The following is a 16,420-nucleotide window of genomic DNA, read 5'->3' as shown; positions in this document are numbered from 1 at the left end:
TCCGGCGGAGCAGGGCGGCGGCCTCGGCGGTCGCGCAGACCGGGAAGAGCGGGGCGGCGTCGGTGAGGTCCAGGACCCGCAGGGCCATCGCGCACGGGGCGACCAGGACCAGGGCGATGCCTTCGTCCTGGGCCCGGCGCCGGGTGATCAGGAGGAGGTTGAGGCCGGTGGAGGTGAACAGGTCGACGCCGGCGAGGTCGACGGCGAGCACCGCCGGGCGCCGGTCGAGCGCGCCCCGCAGGGCCTCGGTCGCGGTGGCCTCGGTGTCCATGCTCAGGTCCCCGGTGAAGCGGCACACCAGCGCCTCCCCCACCTGGAAGGTCTCGCACGTCAGCCATGGCGTCACGGTTCGGTCGTCTTCCTGTCGCGGGTCACGCTGTTCCGGGTCACGCGCCCGCCGGCACCGCGGCGCCCGGGGCCGGCTGCGGGACCGGGATCCCCGCCCACGCGTCGGCGAGGCGCTCCAGCCCCTGCCACAGGTCGAGTGCCGTCCCGTGCAGGTGCGCGGCGGCGGGGCTCCGCGTCTCGACGGCCTCCAGGTAGGCGTCGATGCCGGTGACGGCGTGCCGCACCTGCCGGCACAACGGCTCGATGTGGCCGGCCTCCTCCCCGCTCTCACAGGGCGTGCCGATGCGTTCGGCGAAGAAGGCGGTGAGCCGGTCGAGTTCGTTCCTGGTCAGCTGGGCCACGGGACCATCTCCCGGGTGGGGCGCGCCGCGCACGGAGGGTGCTGCGCGGCGGGGCGGCGGGGTGTCGTGTCTGTGTCCCTACTCTTCGCCCTTCCCCGATACCTGTCAACCTTTGCACGAAATGCATGTCGTGTTTTGTGTGTCACGAATCGCTGGTCTTATCCTTGATCCATGGACGACGACACCGGGTCCGCGCGGCACTGGACCTTCCTCACCAACCACGCCCGGGTGCTCGTCCAGATCGCCCGTGACCCCGGCATCCGGGTACGGGACGTCGCGACCTGCTGCATGCTCACCGAGCGCGCCGTCCAGCGCATCATCGCCGACCTGGAGGACGCCGGGTACCTCAGCCACCAGCGCCGCGGCCGCACCAACCACTACACCGTCATCGACAGCAAGCAGCTGCGCCACCCCGCCGACGCCGGCCCCACCCTGGCCGAGCTCCTCTCCGTCCTGCTGCGCTGACCGGAGACCACGCCGCCCGCGCCCGATCCCGCGACCGGCAACGGCCGGAGGCGGGATCGGGCGCGGGCGGGGCAGGATCAGGCGCGGGCGGGACGGCGGCGGAACCAGGCCGGGACGAGGGCGCGGGCGCGTCCGGCCCGGTCGGCGCCGCTCGCGGCCGCGGCGCGGGAGGCACGCTCCCGCTCCGCCACCCGGAGCAGATCCGCCTCGCGCAGCTTGTGGAGCGAGTAGTGCGTCATGACGCTGTCCTCCTGGACGGGTACGTCTTCCGCCCTCCACCCTCCCGGGCGGGCCGCCCCGCCCGCATGAGGCGGCCGCCCCGCTCCCGTCCCGGCCGTGTCCCGGGCCCGCGGCGGGACTCAGTGCCTGCTGCCGCGCAGGGCGTAGGCGAGGGTGCCCAGCACCGCCAGGGTGAGGGCCGTCGCCGTCGAGGCGGTGGTCCGGGGCTCCTGGACCATCCAGGTCAGCACCTGCTCGAAGACGCTGGGCCGGGGCCCCGTCGCCACCATGAGCAGCGCCCAGCCGATCGGCGGGACCCAGGCCGCCTGCGCCCCGAACAGCGCCGCCGAGAGCGCCGTCAGCCCGGTCAGAGCCGTCACGGCCAGGGCGAGGCCGACCGGCGGAACCGCGTGGGTCGGCCGGTCGGCGACCGCGTGGACGGTGGCGAGCACTCCGAGCAGCACCCCGCCGAGCAGCGTCAGGTGGAGCGTGCGGACCAGCCGCCAGCGCACGGGCGTGCCGCGCTCCAGCTCCTCGTCCGGACCGGCCAGCGTCCGGGCGACGGAGGCGACGCCCAGCACCGCGGCGATCAGCCCGACCACCTGTGCGACCCCCGGGTCGTCCGCCCGGTAGCCGGCCCAGGTGAAGGCGGCGGCGGCCAGGAAGACCAGGCCGGTCGCCGGGATCGACCGGCTTCGCAGGTGCAGCACCACGCCGCGCAGGGCCGGGGTCATCGGACCGCCCCCTCACCGGTGAGCGCGGCCATCGGGTCACCGCAGGTCAGCCCGGCCGCGCGGGCCTCCCCGATCCGCCGGGCGCGCTCCTCGGCGGGCAGCGCGCGCAGGGAGTCGTGCACCGTGCGGGCCTCCGGACCCAGCCGGTCCGGGGACGTGCCCAGGAGCAGCGTGGTCACCGCCCGGGTCGCGGCGTCCGCCCGGGGCCACCCCTCCGCGCCCTCGGCATAGCAGCGCTGGTCGACGAGGGCGCCCCGGGCCACCATGTCGCGCACGTCGTCCGGCTTCCACCGGATACCGCCCTGCCGGGTCCGGTACGAAAGCCCGATCAGCACCGTGTCGGGGTCCCCGGTGCCGGGGGCGCCCCGGTCGGCGTCGAGCATCCAGCTCAGCTGGTCCTCCTGCACCCGCCGGGGCCCGCCGGGCACCGCCGCGAAGGCGTCCAGCACCGTGCGGGCGGGCCCCAGGAGGTCGGGCAGGGCCCGGCTGTGCACCCGGGTGACGCAGACCCGGGCGTCCTCCGTCGCGCAGACCAGCGCGGTGGCCCCCGGGGCGGGGGCGATCGCGCCCGCCGGCGCCACCAGGACCCCGAGCCCCAGCCCGGCCGCGGCCGGGATCGCGGCCAGCGCCCTGGTCCGCGTCGTGGCCGCGACGGCCAGCAGGACGCCGGTCACGCCGAGGCCGGTGAACCAGAGGATCTGGGCGGCGGACAGCGCGGGCAGCACCCGGTGGAAGCCGTCCGTCACCGGCAGCATCGGCAGCACGGTGTCCACCAGGCGGTTCACCGGCCGCCCGTCCCCGGCCGCGCCGAGCACCAGGACCAGGAACAGCAGCACCGCGCCCAGCGGCGCCGCGACCGGCGCCGGCGCGAGCCGTCCGATCCCCAGACCGAGCAGGGCGACGGCGGCGACGGCGAGCAGGCCCACCGCGAGACCCAGCGGCCACTGACCGTCGTTGAACGTCGCCCGTCCGGAGACGCCGGCCGCCGCCCACCCGGTCACCGCCGCCACGGCGAGCACCGCCGCGCCGGCCAGCACCACGACGGCGGGCAGCAGCCGCACCGGGCCGGACCGCGGGGTGGCGGCGAACAGTTCGGTGACCCCGCTGCGCCGTTCCCGCCCGCCGTGCCAGATTCCGGCGGCCAGCACCGCCGGCAGGCCGGTCAAGGCGGTCGACCGCATCGAGAAGAGCAGGGGCGTCCAGGCGGCCGCCCACTCCTGGACGTCCATCCAGAGGAAGACCCTGGTCAGGGCGGCCAGCACCAGGAACAGCGCCAGGGCGACGGAGCGCTTCGCCTCCAGGCGCAGCATGCGGAACATTTCGACGTCTCCAGTGATCGGGGAAGCGGGGTCAGGTGGGTCGCGGCGCGGGTGGGTCGCGGCGCGGGTGGGTCGCGGTGCGGGTGGGTCGCGGCGCGGGTGGGTCGCGGTGCGGGTGGGTCGCGGTGCGGCCGGGCCTCAGCGCCGGGCGCCGGCCTTCGCCTCGTGGTGCCGTCGCAGCACGGCGGAGTAACCGCGCTCGATGTCGCTGTCGCCCGGGTCGGCGTCGGTGCCCGCGGCCCGCAGGCGGTCGACGTGGCCGGCGAAGACCGCGCCGCCCTCGTCCATCAGCACCACGTTGGTGCAGGCCGCGGCGACGTCCTCGACCAGGTGGGTGGAGACCAGGACGCAGGACCGTTCGCCGATGTCGCGCAGCAGGGCGCGCAGTTCCAGGCGCTGGGCGGGGTCCAGACCGACCGTGGGCTCGTCGAGCAGCAGGATGTCGGGGTCGTTGACGATCGCCTGGGCGATGCCCGCCCGGCGCAGCATGCCGCCGGAGAGCGAGCCCATCCGGTCGTCGGCGCGGCCGGTCAGGTCGACCCGGTCGATGGCGTGCTGCACCGCGTCGGCGGACCGGCGGCCCGGCACGTCCTTGAGCCAGGCCATGTACTCGACGAACTCCCGTACGGTGAACCGCCGGTAGTGTCCGAACGCCTGCGGCAGGTAGCCCAGCCGGCGGCGCAGTTCGCGCAGTTCGCCCCGGCCGCGGCGGGCGCTGCCCAGGAGCTCCAGCTCACCGCCGTGCGGTTCGAGGACGGTGGCGAGGGTGCGGATCAGGGTGGTCTTGCCGGCCCCGTTGGGACCGAGCAGGCCGTGCACGCCGGTGCCGAGGTCCAGGTCGACGCCGTCGACGGCGAGCCGGCGGCCGCGCCGGACGGTCAGTCCGCGGGCCCGGATGTGGTGGGCGTAGCGGGTGGGGGCGATGTCGCTCGCGGAAATGGTCGCGGGCATGTCGGATCTCCTCGCGGTGCTGGTGAAGGACGGTACGGGTGACGGAAGGTGACGGCGCGGGACGGACGGCCCGTCAGCGGTGCCGTGCGCGGGCCTCGCGCGGGTGCAGATAGGTGTCGCGGCACAGGACGACGGCGACGCCGAGGGCGGCGGCCGCGACCGCCCAGCCCGGGGCGGCGGAGTCCCGCAGGTAGGCGGGAACGGTGTGGCCCTCCGTCGCGGGGACGACCACGATCGCGGCCCACCCGGCGCCGAGCCCGGTGGCGGCGCGCTGGACGCCGATCCTGCTGCCCAGGGCCAGGGCCGCGCAGGTCAGGGCGAGGGCGGGCAGCAGGACCAGGACGGGAGCGGTGCCGGTGAGCGACCCGCCGACCGCCAGGGCCGGGACGACCAGGGACAACACGGCGGCGGTCCTGCGCAGGAGCAGGCCGAGCCCCGCCCTGGGGGTGGTCGCGATCAGTTCGTGGACCGGATCGGAGTGCGGTCCCCAGCTCAGGGCCACCGCCAGCAGGGGCATCGCCGGGGCCAGCACCACCAGGGCCGGGGAGCCGTGCGTGACGGCCGACGACAGGACCAGGGCGCCGAGCACGACCAGCACCAGCGCCGCGACCCACGGGCCGAGCGCGGGGGCCGCCCACCGGGCCAGCGCCGCGCGCGCCCGGTGCCACCGCCGCCGGCGCACCGGTACCGCCGGCAGCACCTCGGTGAGGCGCTCGCGCACCCGCCGCACCAGCGCGGTGTCGGCGGGGCTGTGGGCCCGGGACACCTCCGCCAGCTCGGTCCGGCACCGGGAGCACCCCTCCAGGTGCGCCTCCGCCGCCCACAGCTCGCCGGCGGTCGGGGGGACGGCGCCGGGCGCCGGAACCTCACCGGCCGGGGCGCCCGGGCCGAGGAGGTAACGCAGCAGCAGCTCGCGCGAGAGGTGCGCAGTCATGACAGGGCCTTTCGCAGGTCGAGGCGGGCACGGCGGGCACGGGTCTTGACGGTTCCCTCGGGAATCCGCAGCAGGGCCGAGGTCTCCCGGACCGTCAGCCCGTCGAGCACCATCGCCGTCAGCACCTGGTGCAGTTCGGGGGCGAGCCGGTCCAGGGCGGCGCCGAGGTCGCCGCCGATCGCCGCGTCCAGCACCTCGTGCTCGGCCGACGGCGCCGGTCCCGGGACCATGGACAGCGGCGGGACCGCGCCGTGGCGGCCGCGCACCCGGAAGGCGTCCACCAGCCGGCGGGCGGCGATGGTCCACAGCCAGGCGCCCGCCTCCTCCCCGCGCATGCTGTCGGCGTACGACCCGGCGGCCCGCCACACCGCCAGGTACGTCTCCTGGAGGACCTCGGCGATGATCTCGTCGTCCGCGCAGCGCCGACGCAGCCGCGCCGTCAGCCAGGGGGCGCTGCGCCGGTACAGCTCGTCGAAGGCCGCGGTGTCTCCGCGGGAGATCCGCCGGACCAGTTGGGCATCGGTCATCGAGGCCGGTGAACGTTTCACGTCCTGGCCTGACGGTCGGGCGGGGCCCCGCGGTTTTCCTCCGGCCCGTGATCCACCTCACACCGCGCGGAGCGGCGGCCCGACGGCCCGGACCCGCCCGCGTTCGCACGGACACCGACGCCACCGTGCCGCCTGCGCCGCGGCCGGGCACGCCCGGCGCGGCCCCCGACGGCACCCCGACCGCCGCACCCGACGGCACGCCGACCGGCACCCCGGGCGCGCGCCGGTTCCCCGCCGAGTGGGAGAAGCATCTGCGCACGGTGATGTCCTGGCCCGCCTCGGCGGCCGTCTGGGGCGAGGACCTGCCCGCCGTCCGCCGTGACGTGGCCACACTGGCCCGGGCCGTCGCCGCCCGCGAGCCGGTCGTGCTGATGGCCCGCCCCGAGCACCGGGACGCCGCCCGGAACGCCTGCGGACCGGCCGTCGAGGTCCTCCCGATCGCCGTCGACGACCTGTGGGCCCGGGACACCGTGCCGGTATTCGTCGAGGAGGGCGGCAAGGTCAAGGGTGTCGACTTCAACTTCAACGGCTGGGGCGCCAAGCAGCGGCACGGCAGCGACGCCAAGGTCGCCCGGACGGTGCTGGCCGAGTACGGCGTCGAGCGGATCGAGACCCGGCTGGTCGCCGAGGGCGGCTCCTTCGAGACCGACGGCCAGGGCACCCTCCTGGTCACCGAGAGCTCCGTCGTCAACGACAACCGCAACCCGGGCATGAACCGGGACCAGGTCGAGGCGGAGCTGAGGAAGGCCCTCGGTGTCACCAAGGTGATCTGGCTCGCGGGCGTCAGGGGCGAGGACATCACCGACGCGCACGTCGACTGCCTGGCCCGCTTCGTCGCCCCCGGCGTGGTCCTGCTCGACCAGGCCTTCCCCGGCACCCCGGCGGACGTCTGGTCCCGCTCGGCCGACCAGGCCCGCGCCGTCCTGAAGAACGCCACCGACGCGACGGGCCGCACCCTGCGGGTGGTCGAGCTCCAGCAGCCGGACCCGGACCGGATCACCGGTCGCGGCGACGCCTTCGTCTCCTCCTACATGAACTTCTACATCGGCGGGAAGGGCGTCTACCTGCCGGCGTTCGGGGACGCCAGGGCCGACGACCGGGCCCAGCAGATCATGAAGCAGTACTTCCCCGGCCGAGAGATCGTCCCCGTCAGGATCGACGCCATCGCGGGCGGCGGCGGGGGCATCCACTGCGCCACCCACGACATCCCGGCACTCGGCTGACAGCGCCCCTCACGCGGACGGCCGGTGGCGGCGAAGCGGCCCGGTCCCTGGAGGTCGGCGGACCTAGACGGCGCGGCGGTTGCCCTGGTCGTCGCAGGGGAGTTGGCCGGTGGGGTCGTTGGTGTGGAAGTCGCGGTCGGCCTGCTTCTCGACCTCGGTGATCGCGGTCGGCTGGACATCGATGATGCCGCCGAAGGGGCGGTCGACGTCGCGGATGAGGACCAGGGTGGTGGTGAGCAGCGCGGTGATCACGACGAGGGTGATCACCTGGCCGCGGTTGTTGCGGCGGGGGATGCAGACCGCGAGGGCGACGACGGTGATGATCAGGGTGGCCAGCAGGAACCAGAGGATGGCGCTGGGGATGCTGGCGGAGGCCTGGGTGAGGCGCTCGTCCCGTTCGTCTGAGCGCTTGTTGTCGGCGGCGACGAGCATGCCGAAGACGGGCTGGCCCTGGAGTTCGGCGAAGACCTGCCGGAACTCCGTCGACCACACGCTCGGCGCGGGCGAGCCGTTGCCGTCGGCCATGGCGGGCCACTCCTGCTCGCGCACCGCGCGGGCGTAGCAGACGGCGTCGGCCTGGATGCGTGCGCGTTGCGGCGCGGGCGCGTACTCGGCGGTCTCGACGAGCTGGTCGAGGGCGCGGGCCTCGCCGCGGGAGGCGACCTCGGCCTTGCCGTAGGAGCCGTTGGCGGTGACCAGGACGAAGGCGAGCAGCAGCACGGTGAGGGTCAGCAGCGGACCGACGAGGTCCTTGACGGCCATGCCGCTGTCGTCGTCCCCCTTGATCAGCAGTGGGCGCAGGTAGCGGTTGGCGGCGAGCCCCACGAGCAGGGCGACGGCTGCGACGACGATGACCAGGACCACGGAGCGGGCACCTTCCGGAGGTGGGCGGGATCCTGCGCCGGGACGCAGGGACGGGCGGGGACGCGCAGCCGGATCATCTCCCGCGACCGGCGCCGCCCCGGCGACCGAACCGTCCGACTACGCGGTTCGGGGGCATGCGCTGCGCCATCCGGAGGAGGCGGTCCCGGTCGAGCCCGCGACATCCGTCCACGGGACACCCGGTCCTGCCGGCGGCCCGCGTGCGGGCCGCCGGCAGGCCTACAGGGACCGGGCGCGGCGGAAGCCGGTGTGGCCGCTGGTGCTGTCGGGGGTGTCGGCGGTGCGGACGGCGACGAAGGGGCCGAACCGTTCCGCGGACGGCGTGCCGCAGCGCGGGGGTGCGGTGGGGCCCGGGTCACGGGTCGCTCCGTGCGTCGCGGACCGGGGCCGGCAGGTCCACCTTCGGCAGGCGCGGGTCTCGGTCGGCGGGAATGACGTCGGCGGTGTCCACCAGCCAGGTGAACAGGGCTTCGTGCAGCCGGCGTTGGGTCCCGGCGTGCTCGGGCCGGCCCGCGACGTTGTGGCGTTCGTCGGGGTCGGTGGCGCGGTGGTAGAGCTCGGGCTCCTCGTAGCGGCGCCACACGTAGGTCCACTCCTGGTCGCGGACCGCGATGGCCTTGCCGACCACGGCCGGCCGCTCCTGGGCCAGTGCGATGCGCAGGTCGTACGGGAATCCGCCCTGCTCCAGCTGGTCGTGCTCCTCCACCGAGAACCCGGCCTCCGTGAAGGCGTACCGCCGGTGCTCGGAGTCGGGGTCGTGCAGGTGCGGGACGAGGCTGCGGCCGAAGTGGCGCTGGACGGGGGCGGTCCCGGCGAGTTCGAGGAGGGTCGGCATGACGTCGACGAGCTCCACCATGGAGTCGCTGACGCCGCCCTCCGGCAGGCCGCCGCCGGCGATGATCAGCGGGTCGCGGGTGATGCAGGAGTGCATGGCGGTGGGGAACTTCTCGACCAGGCCGAAGTCGCCGAGGTACTCGCCGTGGTCGGAGAGGAAGACGGTGACCGTGTCGCCCGGGTCGACGTGCTTCATCACCCGGCCGAGGTGGTCGTCCAGGCGGGAGACCATGCCGTAGTACGTGGCCTTCACCTCCTGCCACAGCTCGGGGGTGGCCCGGTCCAGGCCGTGGCGTTCGCGCAGGGCGGCCATGTAGGCCGGCTCGGCGCTGTCCGGGTCCGGTTCGACGGGCAGCGGCAGGGCCTCGCGGTCGTACATCGAGTACCAGGGCTCGGCCACCTCGAAGGGCGGGTGCGGGGCGAGGACGGGCACGAACAGCACCCACGGGGTGTCCGGCGGGGCGGCGAGCCACTGCTCGGCGGTGCGGACGGTGGCTTCGTCGACGTCGACGCGGCCGTCGTCGGGCACCTCCCCGCGGTAGTACAGACGGGCCCACAGGTCGCCGCCGGGCCACTGCGCGGGGTCCTTGCCGTGGCTGGGAAGGACGGTGGGGAATTCGCTGAAGCCGTGCTCGTCGACGCTGGTCTCGGTGGCTCCGGGGGCGAAGAGGTCCCCGCGCATGCCGGCCCAGGTCACGTGGTAGCCGGCCGCCTTGAGGGTGCCGAGGAGGTTCGGTTCCCAGGGCTTGACCAGGTGGTTCTGGGTGCGGTGGCCGAAGGTGTGCGGGTAGCAGCCGGTCATGAGGGAGGCCCGGCTGGGCGCGCAGATGGGGTTCTGCGCGTAGGCGTTGGTGAAGCGGGTGCCGCGGGCGGCGAGGGCGTCGATGTTCGGTGTCCGGACGTACGGGTTGCCGAAGGCGCCGACGGCGTCGGCGCGGAGCTGGTCCGCGACGAAGACCACGAAGTTCGGGCGGTGGTGCATGGGGGTGCTCCTGGTGGGCGTGGGGTCAGTTCCCGGTCGGCTGCTGTCGCTGGGCCAGTTGGCGCCACTTCTGGACGAGTTCCGCGGTGCGCGGCTTGTGGGGGGCGTGCCAGGGGACGGGCACGGTCAGGCTGCGGAGGCGGTCTTCGAGGTGCTCGGCGAGGTGGGCGCGTCCGGTGGCCCGCAGGTGCTCGGCGTAGCGGGCGGGGTCGTTGTAGTAGACGGGGCCGGCCTGGAGGGTGGACTGCATGGGGTCGGGCTGCGCTCCGGGGTGGCCGGCGTACCGGTTCCACCACTCGGCGAGGTGGGAGCGCATCCGGGCGGCGAGTTCGGGTTCGTCGGCGAGGAGGTCGCGGATGAGGTGGGGGTCGTCGGTGACGTGGAAGAGGTGTTCCCACTCGGCGCGGAAGGAGCCGGGGTGGTAGGTGCGGACGTAGAGGTGGTCGCGGGTGCGGACGGCGCGCTGGTAGGTCATGGCGCCGTGGCCGAGGACGAGGTACTCGCGGGAGTCGATCCGCTCGCCGCGCAGGACCGGCGCGAAGGACTCGCCCTGCCAGCCGGGCGGGGTGTCCAGGCCGAGCAGGTCGCACAGGGTGGGGGCCAAGTCGATGTTGTAGAGCAGGGCGTCGTTGTGGCGGGCCTCGTCGGGCAGGGTGTCGGTCAGGCCGGGCCAGTACACGACCAGCGGCAGGCGGTGGACGGGCTCGGTGGCCATGCCGTGCTCGGCGTACATGCCGAGTTCGCCCAGGGACTCCCCGTGGTCGGCGCTGACGATGACGGCGGTGTCGTCCGCGATGCCGAGTTCCTCCAGCGCGGCGAGCAGTCGGCCGAAGTGGTGGTCCCAGTAGGCGATGGCGCCGTCGAAGCCGTTGATCAGGTGCTCGAAGTCGGCGCGGGAGCGGATGGCGTCGGGCATGTTGTGCGGGACGGGGGACTTCGATTCGCCGATGCCGGCCCACATGGAGTGGTGCAGGTCGAGGGCGCCGCGCGGGCCGTAGACCTCGGCGTGTTCGGCGATGGTCTCCTCGTCGGGCCACTCCTGCACGGGGCCGGAGGCGGCCATCTTCTCGGTCCACTCGACCGGCTGGGTGTAGTTGGTGTGCGGCTCCCAATAAGTGAGGTGGAGGTACCAGTCCTCCTCGTCGGCGTGGCGCCGGATCCAGTCGATGGCGGCCTTGTTGACGTCCTCGGCGTCCTCGTCCCCCCAGTGGGGGGTGGCGCGCAGGGTCTCGCGGAAGTTGCCGTTGAAGAAGTAGGCGCGGTGGCGTTCGGCGAAGACGGAGATCGCGGCGGTGTAGTGGCCGGCGAACTGCAGGGCCTGGCCGAGCAGCGGCCGGTCGGGCTCGGGGCCGTGGCCGGTGTCGAGGCGGAACTGGGCGGCTTCGCCGTAGTGGCCGATGACGCCGTTGGTGATGCCGAACTGGCCGCTGGTCAGGGCGGCGCGCGAGGGCATGCAGGGTGAGTCGGAGCAGTAGTAACGGTCGAAGGTGACAGACTTGTCGGCCAGCTTCTGCAGGTGGGGGGTGGTGGGGCGGTGGTAGCCGTAGGGCGTGGTGTGGTCGGCCCGGAGGGTGTCCACGTCGACGTAGATGATGCGCATGTGCCTTCTCCGTACGGTGCGGGGTTCTTCGGGGGTCAGGGGGTGGTGAGCCACCAGGTCCAGGCGTACTCGCCCGGTCCGACGCGGAAGGCCGGGAGGGTGTCGGGGCCGACGGAGGCCGATCCCAGGCCGCGGTGGGCGACGTCGAAGTGGACGATCGTCTCCGCGCGGGGCGTGAGCTCCCAGTAGTGCGCGGCGGCTTCGAGGTCGGCGACGGTGTGGTGGGAGACGTTGAGCTGCAGGGGCCGGTCGAAGGAGAGGGTGAGGGCGGTGCCGTCGGGGCCGGTGAGACGGGCCTCCACGGTGCGGCTGCGGCCGCCGTTCTCCTGCGGGCGGAGGTAGGGGACGGGCAGGTCGTCGATCGGCGCCGTCCAGCGGCCCGTCAGCGCGGCGGAGCGGCGGTCCGGGTAGCACTCGTGGGGTCCTTCGCCGAGCCACTGGACGGTGTCGAATCCGGCCCGGGTTTCGAGGACGACGCCGAGGCGGGGAATGTCGGGGAGCGTCGGGGGAATCACCACCCGCTCGTCGAACCGGATCCGCCCGGAGGCCTCGCGGGTGACGGTCTGGTGGTGGAGGACCTCCTCGCCGTGGGCGGTGAGGTAGCGGGCCCGGACGAGCGCGCCGTGGCCGGTCGGTGAGGCCTCGCAGCCGTCCACCGTCCGGACGGTCCTGTTCAGGCCGGTGGCGGCGAGGCGCCCCTGGACGAAGCGGGACAGGTCGTTGTCGGTCAGGGCGCGCCACAGGCTCAGCCGGGGACCGGCGGCGAGCAGGGGGTGCTGGAGCAGTCCGTCGTCGTCGAACACGAGGGCGGGCGGGCTCCCGGCGGTGCTGTGCCCGGCCCGGGCCCCGGCCGCCGGCCGGTGCGCCGGGTGGCCGAGCGGCAGCTGGCGGACGGTGAGCTCCGTTCCCGCCGGCGCCCAGGCCTGGTCGTGGGCGGTGACGACGGTGAGCCGCAGGGCCAGGACGTCGGCGCGGTGCCGCAGCTCACGCACGACGGTCTCCGGCAGCCGGATCTTCGCGCGGTCTCCGGCAGCCAGGGTCGGGACGGGCAGGTCGACGGCGGGGTCGGTGCCGCTGTCGGTCACCACCTGGAGGGTGAACCTCAGGTCGTCCAGGTCGCGGAAGTGGCGTTCGTTGCGCAGTTCGATCCAGCCGTCGCCGGCCTCGGCCGGTCCCGAGGTGATCGTCACGGGGGCGAAGAGGTGGCGCAGCTCGTACATCGCGGGGTGCGGGGTGCCGTCGGGGAAGAGCAGGCCGTCGATGCAGAAATTGCCGTCGTGGGGCTGCTCGCCGAAGTCTCCGCCGTAGCGGTGCCGGCCGTCGCCGTCCGGGTCGAGGCCGTGGTCCCACAGCTCCCAGACGAAGCCTCCCTGGAGGCCGGGGGTCGAGCGGATCACGTCCCAGTAGTCGTCGAGCGAGCCATTGGAGTTGCCCATGGCGTGCTGGTACTCGGACATGATCAGCGGGCGGTCGGCGCGCGGGTGGGCGGCGTAGGCCTGGAGCGCGTCGAGGGTGGGGTACATCGGGCACACGATGTCGGTCTGGGTGCGGCCGCCGTACCAGTCGCGGTTGACGGCGCCCTCGTAGTGCAGCGGGCGGGTGGGGTCGTGGCGGCGCACCCAGGCGGCGGCCGCCTCGTGGTTGGCCCCGCTGCCGCTCTCGTTGCCGAGCGACCAGGCGATCACGCACGGGTGGTTCCGGTCCCGGGCGACCATCCGCGAGACCCGGTCCAGGAAGGCGCCGAGGTAGCGCGGGTCGTCGCACAGGGCGGAGGCGTGGTCGTGGGCTTCGATGTCGGCCTCGTCAACGACGTAGAAGCCGTACTCGTCGGCGAGGTCGAGCAGGTCGGGGTGGCCGGGGTAGTGCGCGGTGCGGATGGCGTTGACGTTGAAGCGCTTGAGCAGGCGCAGTTCGTCGGCGATGTCCTCGCGGGTGAGGGTGCGGCCGGTGCGCGGGTGGAAGTCGTGGTGGTTGACGCCCTGGATCCAGATCCGCTCGCCGTTGACGAGCAGGTCGCGGCCCTTGATCTCGACGCGCCGGTAGCCGACGCGCAGGCGGGTGGTGTCGAGCCGGGTGCCGGCGGCGTCGAGGAGGTCGACGTCCACGTCGTACAGCGCGGGCCGTTCGGCGTTCCAGGGGGTGACCGGGTGGGCCGGGACGGTGAGGTGCGCCCGGCCGCCGGGGGGCGGGAACATCCGGGCGAGGGCCTGCTCCGCCACGCCTTCGAGGCCGGGCGGCAGCGGTACGCCGGCGGCGGTGGCGCTGTAGAGGCCGAACAGGTCGGTCCCGGCGACGGCGGCCGGCAGCGCCGGGGACTCGGTGCCCTCCTCGCCGGGGAGCATGCGGGCCCGGCGCGGCGGGACCGGGGCGAGCAGTTCGCGCCCCGCGGTGCGGACCCGGACGCGCAGGTCCTCGTCCGGGGCGGTGCCGCGCGTGCCGACGGTGACCGTGAGGGCGAGGGTGCCCTCGCCGGACGCGGGGTCGTAGTCGGCGACGGCGGTGACGTCGGCGAGGTGGGTGGGCGGGGTGCTGTAGAGGTGGACGCCGCGGGTGATGCCGCCGTGCCACCACTGGTCCTGGTCCTCGATGAAGCTGGCGTCGGACCACTTGACCACCGTCAGCACCAGCTCGTTGACGCCCTCGCGCAGGGCGTCGGTCACGTCGAACTCGGCCGCCAGGTGGCTGTCCTTGCCGATCCCGACCCGCCGTCCGTTGACCTCGACGAGCAGGACGCTCTCGGCGGCGCCCACGTGCAGCACGATCCGGCGCCCCGCCCACGCCGCGGGAACCTCGAACCGGCGCCGGTGGACGCCGGTGGGGTTGTCCTTCGGCGGGTGGGGCGGGTGGGTGTCGAAGGGCATCCGCACGTTGGTGTAGTGCGGCAGGTCGCCGGTGTCCTGCATGGTCCAGGCGCCGGGCACGGTGAGCGGGCGCCAGTCGTCGGTGCGCCGGGCGTCGGGCGCGGGCAGCAGTTGGAAGTCCCACACGCCGTTCAGGTCGAGGCGGTCGGGGTGGGACAGGGCGTGGGCGGGCTCGCGCCCGATCGCGACGAGTTCGGGGGTGTTCCACGGTTTCATGAGGGGCCTCAGCGAACGGATGTGATGGGAAGGAGGAACAGGGCGCCGAGAAGGGCGGCCGTGCCGGCGAACAGGAAGAGCGCCGGGTAGCCGCCGGCGTTGACGACGACGAAGCCGGCCAGGGCGGGTGCGAGGATCTGCGGCAGGTGGCTCGCGAGGTTCGCCACCCCGAGGTCCTTCGCGGCGTTCTCCCGGGACGGCAGCACCGTGGAGACCAGAACGGCGTCGAGTGCCTGGTAGCAGCCGAACCCGAAGCCGACGACGGCTCCGTACAGCACGAACCCGGTGACGGACGGGATCAGGAACGGCATCAGCAGGCCGACCCCGATCGTCAGCGCCGCAGCGAGGAGGAACGGCTTGCGGCGGCCCGTCCGGTCCGAGAGCCAGCCGGACAGCAGCAGCGACACGAGCATCACGCCCATCGCGACCACGATGGTCCTGGGCAGGATGCGCAGGGCCTCGGCGCGGTCCAGCCCGATGTGGTCCTGGAGGACGTAGAGCTGGTAGGCGCCGACCGTGTGGTAGCCCAGCAGGACGAACAGCCGTGCCAGGAAGGCGAAGGCGAAGTCGGGGTGCTTCCTGGGGTCCACCCACACCAGCCCGAGCAGCGAGCGGAACGAGAACGCTCGCCGCTGCGCCGCGGGGCTCGGCTTGTCGGGGTTGACGAGGACGAAGACGACCGTGGCCGTCACGAGCACGGTCGCGACCACCGCGTACGGAAGCAGCCGCCCGCGCGGGACGAGAGCCGCCGCCACCAGCTGGCCGCCGAGGATCCCGGTCATGGTGCCGAGCCCCATGACGGCCGAGAAGATCCCCCGCACGCCCTCCGGCACGCGGTCGGGCAGGACCGCGACGAGGATGCCGTTGGCTCCGGTGACCGCGGCCTGCACGACGCACCAGGCGAGGGTGACGGTCAGGACGGTGTCGGCGAGGGCCGTGGCCAGCAGCCCCAGGGCGCCGAGGGCGGCCCCGCCGAGCAGATAGGGCGCGCGCTTGCCGTAGCGGCTGCGCGTCCGGTCGGAGGCCATGCCCCACAGCGGCTGGACGACGGTCGACACCAGCGCGCCCAGGCCCACGACGAGCGCCAGGTTGGCCTCCTTGCGGCCGGGATCGAGGTCCTCCAGGTGGACGGCCAGCAGCACGCCCGGTACGGAACCCCAGACCAGGAAGTGGCCCAGCTGCGCGAACCCCAGGGAGGAGGCGAGCCTTCGGTCGACGCGTGCTCGCACGCCGGGCGGAGGCTTCGCCGGGGCCGTGGACGTCTTTGCCATGTGCATCCCTTTCGGGCGGAGGCGGGACCGCCTCCTGCTTGGAACGGGTTTCTATCACGGCGACTGACCACTTGGTAACTTTCTCTGACCATTTGGTTACATCTGATGCGGCGCGATAGCCTCGGAACCCTGGATCCGCCACGGAAAGGAAATGACCGAGTGCCTCACGTGAGCGGCGCGCCGAACCGCCGGGGACTGCTCCGCCGCGAGCAGATCCTCCGGACCGCCGAGGAGCTGTTCGGCACCGACGGCTTCGAGGCCACCTCGCTGCGCACGCTGGCCAAGCGCGTGGGCGTCACCCACGCCGGCGTCCTGCGGCACTTCTCCTCGAAGGAGGACGTGCTGCACGCACTGCTCGACCGCCTGGCCGAGGACCCGGTGCCCGACGCGGACCTCCCCCGGGCCGCCGACCCCCAACGGGCACTGGAGGCCGCGGCGCGGACCAGGACGCGGCCCCGGGCCGAACTGCACATCACGCTCCTCGGTGAGGCGGTGCCACCCGGGCACCCGGCGCACGACTTCGTCGACCGGAACCTGCGGACCGGCAGGGAGCGGCTTGAGCAGGCGTTCGGAGACCGCGGGGCCGACACCCTGGCCGTCTGGGACGGTCTCCAAGTGCTCCGGCTGTACCTTCCCGAGCGCGTCTCACCGCCCGACGTTCTCGCCGCCCGCCCCCTGCACCGGACGCGCCG

16 protein-coding genes are annotated in these 16,420 nt (G+C 74.1%); 3 read left to right on the top strand and 13 right to left on the bottom strand.

The annotated features are described in order from the left end of the window. A partial coding sequence (locus ABD308_RS02180) for an STAS domain-containing protein (RefSeq protein WP_344324608.1) occupies nt 1-346 on the bottom strand: 346 nt, incomplete at its 3' end. Nucleotides 347-386: 40 nt separating this feature from the next. Then, nucleotides 387-689: a hypothetical protein gene (locus ABD308_RS02175; protein ID WP_344324605.1), complete on the bottom strand. Its 303-nt coding sequence runs from the start codon at nt 687-689 to the stop codon at nt 387-389. Between the two features lie 171 nt (nt 690-860). Between ABD308_RS02175 and ABD308_RS02170 the strand changes: the two genes are divergently transcribed. Further along, nucleotides 861-1,154, top strand: coding sequence for a helix-turn-helix transcriptional regulator (locus tag ABD308_RS02170; RefSeq protein ID WP_344324602.1), 294 nt, complete (start codon nt 861-863; stop codon nt 1,152-1,154). A gap of 77 nt (nt 1,155-1,231) precedes the next feature. Here ABD308_RS02170 and ABD308_RS02165 read toward each other — a convergent pair whose 3' ends face one another. The 6 genes from ABD308_RS02165 to ABD308_RS02140 all read right to left on the bottom strand — a co-directional run bounded on the left by ABD308_RS02165 (nt 1,232) and on the right by ABD308_RS02140 (nt 5,838). Continuing rightward, the gene (locus ABD308_RS02165; RefSeq protein ID WP_344324599.1) at nt 1,232-1,393 is read right to left on the bottom strand and encodes a hypothetical protein; all 162 of its coding nucleotides are present in this window, start codon (nt 1,391-1,393) and stop codon (nt 1,232-1,234) included. A 120-nt stretch (nt 1,394-1,513) separates the two neighbouring features. After that, nucleotides 1,514-2,107 carry a hypothetical protein gene (locus ABD308_RS02160; RefSeq protein ID WP_344324596.1) on the bottom strand — a complete coding sequence of 198 codons (594 nt, stop codon included), beginning with the start codon at nt 2,105-2,107 and terminating at the stop codon, nt 1,514-1,516. Beyond that, complete coding sequence (locus ABD308_RS02155) at nt 2,104-3,426, bottom strand: hypothetical protein (RefSeq protein WP_344324593.1); 1,323 nt, start codon at nt 3,424-3,426, stop codon at nt 2,104-2,106. Before ABD308_RS02155 ends, ABD308_RS02160 begins: the two co-directional genes overlap by 4 nt. 138 nt (nt 3,427-3,564) lie before the next feature. Continuing rightward, nucleotides 3,565-4,377: an ATP-binding cassette domain-containing protein gene (locus tag ABD308_RS02150; protein WP_344324590.1), complete on the bottom strand. Its 813-nt coding sequence runs from the start codon at nt 4,375-4,377 to the stop codon at nt 3,565-3,567. Between the two features lie 73 nt (nt 4,378-4,450). After that, a complete protein-coding gene (locus ABD308_RS02145) occupies nt 4,451-5,311 on the bottom strand; it encodes a zf-HC2 domain-containing protein (RefSeq protein ID WP_344324587.1) in 861 nt (286 codons plus the stop codon). Beyond that, nucleotides 5,308-5,838 (bottom strand): RNA polymerase sigma factor, encoded by a 531-nt coding sequence (locus tag ABD308_RS02140; RefSeq protein ID WP_344324584.1) that lies wholly within the window; start codon nt 5,836-5,838, stop codon nt 5,308-5,310. Before ABD308_RS02140 ends, ABD308_RS02145 begins: the two co-directional genes overlap by 4 nt. A gap of 146 nt (nt 5,839-5,984) precedes the next feature. Here ABD308_RS02140 and ABD308_RS02135 point away from each other — a divergent pair, with 146 nt between their 5' ends. Further along, nucleotides 5,985-7,082 (top strand): agmatine deiminase family protein, encoded by a 1,098-nt coding sequence (locus tag ABD308_RS02135; RefSeq protein WP_344324581.1) that lies wholly within the window; start codon nt 5,985-5,987, stop codon nt 7,080-7,082. A 63-nt stretch (nt 7,083-7,145) separates the two neighbouring features. Here ABD308_RS02135 and ABD308_RS02130 read toward each other — a convergent pair whose 3' ends face one another. The 5 genes from ABD308_RS02130 to ABD308_RS02110 all read right to left on the bottom strand — a co-directional run bounded on the left by ABD308_RS02130 (nt 7,146) and on the right by ABD308_RS02110 (nt 15,728). Continuing rightward, nucleotides 7,146-7,946, bottom strand: coding sequence for a bestrophin-like domain (locus ABD308_RS02130; RefSeq protein ID WP_344324578.1), 801 nt, complete (start codon nt 7,944-7,946; stop codon nt 7,146-7,148). A 373-nt stretch (nt 7,947-8,319) separates the two neighbouring features. Further along, nucleotides 8,320-9,780 (bottom strand): sulfatase family protein, encoded by a 1,461-nt coding sequence (locus ABD308_RS02125; protein ID WP_344324575.1) that lies wholly within the window; start codon nt 9,778-9,780, stop codon nt 8,320-8,322. A 25-nt stretch (nt 9,781-9,805) separates the two neighbouring features. Beyond that, nucleotides 9,806-11,380, bottom strand: coding sequence for a sulfatase family protein (locus ABD308_RS02120; RefSeq protein WP_344324572.1), 1,575 nt, complete (start codon nt 11,378-11,380; stop codon nt 9,806-9,808). Nucleotides 11,381-11,415: 35 nt separating this feature from the next. Continuing rightward, nucleotides 11,416-14,457: a glycoside hydrolase family 2 TIM barrel-domain containing protein gene (locus tag ABD308_RS02115; protein ID WP_344324569.1), complete on the bottom strand. Its 3,042-nt coding sequence runs from the start codon at nt 14,455-14,457 to the stop codon at nt 11,416-11,418. An 8-nt stretch (nt 14,458-14,465) separates the two neighbouring features. Then, nucleotides 14,466-15,728: an MFS transporter gene (locus ABD308_RS02110; protein ID WP_344324566.1), complete on the bottom strand. Its 1,263-nt coding sequence runs from the start codon at nt 15,726-15,728 to the stop codon at nt 14,466-14,468. 159 nt (nt 15,729-15,887) lie between these two features. On the opposite strand from ABD308_RS02110, the gene ABD308_RS02105 reads away from it, so the two are divergent. Next, the coding region (locus ABD308_RS02105) for a TetR/AcrR family transcriptional regulator (protein ID WP_344324563.1) at nt 15,888-16,420 on the top strand (533 nt) is incomplete at its 3' end.

The sequence above is a fragment of the Kitasatospora putterlickiae genome (genome assembly GCF_039527695.1).
In the GTDB taxonomy this organism is placed as follows: domain Bacteria; phylum Actinomycetota; class Actinomycetes; order Streptomycetales; family Streptomycetaceae; genus Kitasatospora; species Kitasatospora putterlickiae.
Note: the sequence above shows the minus strand (reverse complement) of the source record. Positions and strands in the feature narration are given on the sequence as shown.

What these genes read in the sequence shown, in the direction of transcription:
- ABD308_RS02170 (WP_344324602.1), top strand. Translation starts at nt 861, where the DNA reads ATGGACGACGACACCGGGTCCGCGCGGCACTGGACCTTCCTCACCAAC.
- ABD308_RS02165 (WP_344324599.1), bottom strand. Translation starts at nt 1,393, where the DNA reads ATGACGCACTACTCGCTCCACAAGCTGCGCGAGGCGGATCTGCTCCGG.
- ABD308_RS02160 (WP_344324596.1), bottom strand. Translation starts at nt 2,107, where the DNA reads ATGACCCCGGCCCTGCGCGGCGTGGTGCTGCACCTGCGAAGCCGGTCG.
- ABD308_RS02155 (WP_344324593.1), bottom strand. Translation starts at nt 3,426, where the DNA reads ATGTTCCGCATGCTGCGCCTGGAGGCGAAGCGCTCCGTCGCCCTGGCG.
- ABD308_RS02150 (WP_344324590.1), bottom strand. Translation starts at nt 4,377, where the DNA reads ATGCCCGCGACCATTTCCGCGAGCGACATCGCCCCCACCCGCTACGCC.
- ABD308_RS02145 (WP_344324587.1), bottom strand. Translation starts at nt 5,311, where the DNA reads ATGACTGCGCACCTCTCGCGCGAGCTGCTGCTGCGTTACCTCCTCGGC.
- ABD308_RS02140 (WP_344324584.1), bottom strand. Translation starts at nt 5,838, where the DNA reads ATGACCGATGCCCAACTGGTCCGGCGGATCTCCCGCGGAGACACCGCG.
- ABD308_RS02125 (WP_344324575.1), bottom strand. Translation starts at nt 9,780, where the DNA reads ATGCACCACCGCCCGAACTTCGTGGTCTTCGTCGCGGACCAGCTCCGC.
- ABD308_RS02120 (WP_344324572.1), bottom strand. Translation starts at nt 11,380, where the DNA reads ATGCGCATCATCTACGTCGACGTGGACACCCTCCGGGCCGACCACACC.
- ABD308_RS02115 (WP_344324569.1), bottom strand. Translation starts at nt 14,457, where the DNA reads ATGAAACCGTGGAACACCCCCGAACTCGTCGCGATCGGGCGCGAGCCC.
- ABD308_RS02110 (WP_344324566.1), bottom strand. Translation starts at nt 15,728, where the DNA reads ATGGCAAAGACGTCCACGGCCCCGGCGAAGCCTCCGCCCGGCGTGCGA.